3 protein-coding genes and 1 pseudogene are annotated in these 5,936 nt (G+C 34.5%); 2 read left to right on the forward strand and 2 right to left on the reverse strand.

Going from position 1 to position 5,936, the window contains the following annotated elements; genetic code table 11:
- Together F8154_RS14050 and F8154_RS14055 are read right to left on the reverse strand one after the other, a co-directional pair.
- A pseudogene (locus F8154_RS14050) lies at nt 1–652 on the reverse strand (hypothetical protein); the annotation flags it as partial.
- A complete protein-coding gene (locus F8154_RS14055) occupies nt 649–1,320 on the reverse strand; it encodes a response regulator transcription factor (protein ID WP_151862258.1) in 672 nt (223 codons plus the stop codon). The pseudogene F8154_RS14050 and the gene F8154_RS14055, both read right to left, overlap by 4 nt.
- A gap of 208 nt (nt 1,321–1,528) precedes the next feature.
- Between F8154_RS14055 and F8154_RS14060 the strand changes: the two genes are divergently transcribed.
- Both F8154_RS14060 and F8154_RS14065 read left to right on the forward strand, forming a co-directional pair.
- A complete protein-coding gene (locus tag F8154_RS14060; protein WP_151862259.1) occupies nt 1,529–2,329 on the forward strand; it encodes an ABC transporter ATP-binding protein in 801 nt (266 codons plus the stop codon).
- Nucleotides 2,283–5,477: an alpha/beta hydrolase gene (locus F8154_RS14065; protein WP_151862260.1), complete on the forward strand. Its 3,195-nt coding sequence runs from the start codon at nt 2,283–2,285 to the stop codon at nt 5,475–5,477. Before F8154_RS14060 ends, F8154_RS14065 begins: the two co-directional genes overlap by 47 nt.
- The last annotated feature ends 459 nt before the right edge of the window (nt 5,478–5,936 follow it).

Here is a 5,936-nt window from a genome sequence, read left to right on the forward strand (position 1 = left end):
CCCATATTGTGAAGTTGATACGCTTATTTATAAACAACTTTGAATGCTTCTTTATACTTTTACGAATGACCTGATTTAATGAGATTTCTGTAATAAAATAGTCCTTTGAAAAGGAGTCGATACGGGAATAGTACAGTGCCTGTTCCACATAATTTTCTATTTTGTGTAATTCATCTTCAAACTTATCTACTAGGAAATCCACTGTCTTACCAGAACTGTTTTTCATAAGCATAAGGCTTGCGGTAATAGGAAGTTTTACCTCATGAATCCATGACATAATAAAGTCTTGGTGTTCTTTTTTCTCATTATGTAGCTTTTCAATATCATCCATGTAATTACTATGCACTTTTTTTAACAGCTGCATATGTAATTCCTGTTCATAATTCTGTGGTTTGGGAGCTGCTTCAAGTATTTCTTTTTCATCACTTTTAATCAATTCATTCAGCTGCTTATAAAAAGAGTTATGATAAAAGTAACCTATAACTATATAAATTGATGCTAGAAAGGTGCAGCCTAAGTTTGTATATAGAATATTGCTAACAAGCTGCTCCCTATTAGTACTTACTATCATCATAAGTGTTATAAACAACATCATTATGATGAATAGTATCAAAAAGTAACGTTTCTCTTCTAGGTATTTAAAAAAGTTCATCTGATTATATAACCCTCCCCCTTCATCGTAGCAATATAGTTTTCTTTGCCTAGGTCTGTAAGCTTTTTGCGTATACGGGCAATATTTACTGTTAGTGTATTATCATCTACAAAGCTTTCATCTTCCCAAAGACTGCGCATTATTTTTTCACGACTTACTACAGATCCCTTGTTCTGCATAAGGATATTTAGAATTTTAAATTCGTTTTTTGTAAGCTCTGCCTTTTGGTCATCATAATAAACATCTCCATTATTAAGATTTAGCATAATTCCATCATGTTCGATTATTGTAGAGATTGTTTCAGTGTATGAATATGTCCTACGCAACAGGGCCTTTATTTTAGCTATCAGCACTTCCTCATAGAAAGGTTTCTGAATAAAATCATCTCCACCCATATTCATGGACATGACCATATCCATAGGTGTATTACGGGATGAAATAAATATAATAGGTACTTTTGAGACATCTCTGATTTTATTGCACCAGTGGAACCCATCGAAAACAGGTAGATTGATATCCATTAACACAAGATGGGGTTTTTCTTTTAGGAAGACTTCAAGCACCTGATTGAAATCATCGAAAATGATCGTCTCATATCCCCACTTTCTTATGCTCTCTCCAAGCATGTCTCTAATCGTTGGTTCGTCTTCTACAATCATTATCTTCATCTCTATTCCTCCAATGGCTGAAAGTTGTTTCCAAAGTTCTGTTTGAACTTATTATACCTTTTTTTATAAAAAAAGTAAGAGTTTCAACATAGGTTACAAATCTGTAAGGTTGGGCGTAAAAACCGTAAGGTTAATTAAGGGATTATTTGATTTTATTATGCTAATATTATAACAAGATTAGAAATTGTTTAAACGGAGGGAGTTATATATGAAAAAAGTAGTAGAAGCAAAAGAAATTAAAAAAGTGTATGGTCTAAAGGGAACCGTTTTTCCTGTTTTGCACGGAATTGATCTGACTGTTCTGGAAGGAGAATTTGCTGGTATTATGGGCCCTTCTGGATCTGGAAAAACAACTCTTTTAAATATTTTAGCTACTATAGATCAGCCAACTTCTGGAGATATCAAGATTGATGGAGAAAGTATATTGAATATGAATGAGGAGCAACTGTCTGCCTTTAGGCGGGATAAATTAGGCTTTATTTTTCAGGATTACAATTTATTAGATACATTAACTGTTAAGGAGAATATTCTATTGCCTCTAGCAATAGCTAAAATAAAGGTATGGGAGTTAGAAGGCAGAGTGGATGAAATTGCAGATAAATTTGGAATACGCCCTATACTTGAAAAGTATCCTTATCAAATTTCTGGAGGGCAGAAGCAGCGTACAGCGGCATCACGTGCTATTATATCAAATCCAAGTTTAATATTAGCTGATGAGCCAACGGGAGCATTAGATTCTAAGTCGGCTACAGATCTTTTGGAAAGCTTAAAATCACTTAATAAACAAGATAAGGCAACAATTCTTATGGTAACTCATGATGCATTTGCAGCAAGTTATTGTAAAAGAGTGCTTTTTATAAAAGATGGAAATATATTTACAGAACTAGTAAAAGAAAACACATCCCGAAAAGATTTCTTTAAAAAGTTATTAGATGTTTTAAATATGTTAGGGGGAAGTGAAAGTGACATTATTTGCTGTAGCAAAGAAAAATATAAAAGGGAATTTTAAAAGTTATCTTATTTATTTTATTTCAATGCTTTTCAGTGTTGTTATTTATTATACCTTCGTTTCTCTGCAGTACAGTACAGAAATAGCAAAAGGTATAGAATCTTCACAGGCAATGCAGTCAATTTTTATGGTGGCCTCTGTTATACTGATACTATTCGTAAGTGTATTTATACTGTATTCAAATAATACCTTTGCAAGAAAACGGAAAAAAGAAGTGGGACTGTATTCACTTCTTGGTTTGCAGAGAAAAACTATAGGTAGAATGTTGTTTTATGAAAACTTCATTATGGGTACTGTAGTATTAGTAATAGGAATCGCAGTAGGGACATTTTTATCTAGATTATTCAGTATGATTTTAATTAGGCTCCTTGGAATATCAGTAGATGTAGGTATGGTATTTTCTCTTAAGGCTGTTATTAACACAACTATTGTATTTATGGCTATTATCCTGTTTACGTCCATTCAAGGATATAGATTGATTTATAAATTTAAACTAATTGAACTTTTTAGAGCAGAACAGGTTGGAGAACAGCAGCCTAAGACATCTGTTATTTCAGGCATATTGGCTGTGCTTTGTTTAGTCTTAGGATATTGGTTTTCGTTTCAGAGGTTTTCGAACAATGAAGAAGTCCTTAGCAATATTGGCATAACCCTTGTAGGAATAATATTAGGAACTATATTATTGTTCTCTTCAGCGGTGGTTTTACTTCTTAAAATGAAAAAACGTAACAAAAAAAGCTACTATAATGGAATGAATCTGGTAACTACATCTAATCTGGTTTATCGAATTAAAGGGAACTCTAGAATGTTAAGTGTAATATCATTATTATCTGCAGTTGCATTATCTGCCGTTACCGTTGGTGTTGGAATGTACTATGGTTTTGAAGAAAACGCTAGACTGGCTACACCTTTTAGTTATATGTATATTTCTCAGGATGAAACTTTTAATAAGAGTGTAGACAATATAATCCGAGGAGATGAAGAGCATTCTGTTGTTGCTCAAATGAATATATCGGTAGCTAAAAGCAAAGGGGAAGCTTCAAGTTCAGATATATTATCAGGAAGAGAGGCAAATGCTGATGAGAATCCTGTGAAGATAATTTCTGTAGGCCAGTATAATAAGATTGCAAATATTTTAGAATTAACTGCTTTACCTAGTATTGAAAATGAAAAAACAATTGCAATCAGACCAATGTATACGGACTATGAATCATCTGATTACGAGGGGGAGACCATTACCCTTAATCTTCCTAAGGAAGATATAACTCTTGAGTTTGTAGGAATGACAGTTGAAAGGGTAATCAATTGGAGCTATCCCGATGTGATGATTGTAGTAAATGATGAGGCTTATAATAAAATCGAAGCACAAAGCTCAACTGTAGACTATGTTGGATATGTTGTAGAGGATCAAAAAACTACAAAGAAAACTACAGATGCACTGGCCGCAATCAAGATGCCACAATCCAAGTTATCTACATTCTACACAGAGTATCGGTTAGGTATAGAAGGCGCTGCTTTTAATGTGTTTATATTAGGCTTTCTTGGACTAGTATTTATTATGGCAACAGGCAGCATAATTTACTTTAAACAACTATCTGAAGTGACTTCAGATAAACCACGATACGAGATTCTTAGTAAAATAGGGGTAAGTAATAGGGATATTCACATGTCCATACTCAAGCAAAATGCATTTATATTTGGTTTACCATTAGTTATAGGTGTAGCACACTATATGGCAATCATAAATTTCCTGAAACGATTTTTTAGTAATTTAGCAGGAGTAAATTTGATTCAGCCTATAGTTTTATGTGTGATTATATTCGGTTTTATATATGCAATTTATTTTGGTGTTACAGTTAACTCCTCTACTAAGAGCGTAAGTGGAAAATCTATTCCTATTGTTGGAGCACTAGTTACTCTAGTCTTTATGTTGATGATTGCATTGGTTGGGGCACTACTTTGGACTACTCCACCAGCAGAGAAGGAAGAATCTTACACTGGGGAGAAGGTCATTTTAGAACTTCCAAAACCAACAGGTCAATATGAGGTAGGTACTACTGAAATACATCTAGTAGATGATACACGAGTTGATCCTTGGGTGAATGATAAGGTAAGAGAGCTTATGATAAGTATCTGGTATCCAGCACAGGAGGAAAGCGAAGAAAAAGCATTGTATATGAAACCTAAAGCAGCTAAATATTATGATGAAAACACTGTTACAACTATTGGATTACATCCTGGACAAATTGACTTATCCGGTACAGTTACAAACGCATGGCTTAATGCACCAGTTGAAAACAGTGATAAAGGGTGGCCCGTAATCTTATATTCGCCAGGGGGTACAGTTCCAAGAAACTTTGGTACTGCAGTAGTGGAAGATTTAGCAAGCAGAGGCTACGTAGTGGTTACAGTAGATCACACTTATGAGACTTCTGCAGTTGAATTCCCAGGTGAACGTTTAGAAACCGGAAAATTAAAAGCTATGAATGCAGAGACTATACTTAAGATGCTGGACGTAAGAGTTGATGATATGAGATATGTACTTGACCAGCTTGCTGAAATACAGGATGGTAAAAATCCAGATCATGAACAAAGTGAATTGCCTTTAGGTCTTGGTAGAGCACTAAATCTTACGAAGGTAGGTATATTTGGACATTCCGCTGGTGGTGCAACTTCTGCACAGGTTATGTATGAAGATGACAGAGTGGATGCAGGGATTGATATGGATGGTACTATGGGATATATGCCTGATTACCCACTTCCTGTAGCCAAGTACGGTTTAAACCGTCCCTTCATGCTTATGAACTCAGGTTACAATAAGGATGGAGAAGTGGATTCTCATCTCACTGCAGATGATAGAAATTCTTTCTGGAAAAATTCAACTGGATGGAAACTGGATCTTGCCATACCTGAGGGAGCACATTATACGTTTACTGATTATCAGATTCTTTTTCCGCAGCTTGATAGAAAGCTAAGTATTTCGCCGAGAGTAATTCAACAAAGTATCGGTACAGCTGAATCTGATCAAGTGTTTGAGGCACAGAAAAACTATATAGCGGCATTCTTTGAGCTTCATTTAAAGGATATTCCTCAACCATTATTGGATTCACCTTCAACACTCTATCCAGAGGTTGAATTTATAAAGTAAAGATTAGTAACATATAACTATATTTGAGGCACAAGATTGAATAAAATCCTACTCCCCCATTACATAAGGGGGGTACAACTTTACTGAAAATCAATATTAATGCGTGTAAGTATCATCTTTCTATCAAAACACACGTTGAGTGTGTTACTCTGATAGAGCGAGTTTAGAGAGTTTTATATATTCCCTTAGACTAATTAGTTTGAGGGAATTTTCTTAGGGGGTACGTACTTTTACTCAGAAATAAACAAATATGCAAAACCAAAGAGAGTTCTGCATATTTGTCTATGGTATAGAATGAAAATTTATTTAATCAAGGTTAACCTTAAAAAAACTATAGCAGATAATAGTTTGCAGTTTTAGGAGAGTGGATATTAACCTGGGTTTGTTTTCCTTCTTCAGATTGAATTGATATATTATGACCTAGCTTCAAAACCATTTGTTTAGCAAGATAAAGTCCCA

The organism is Alkaliphilus pronyensis, assembly GCF_009017275.1.
In the GTDB taxonomy this organism is placed as follows: Bacteria; Bacillota; Clostridia; order Peptostreptococcales; family Natronincolaceae; genus Alkaliphilus_C; species Alkaliphilus_C pronyensis.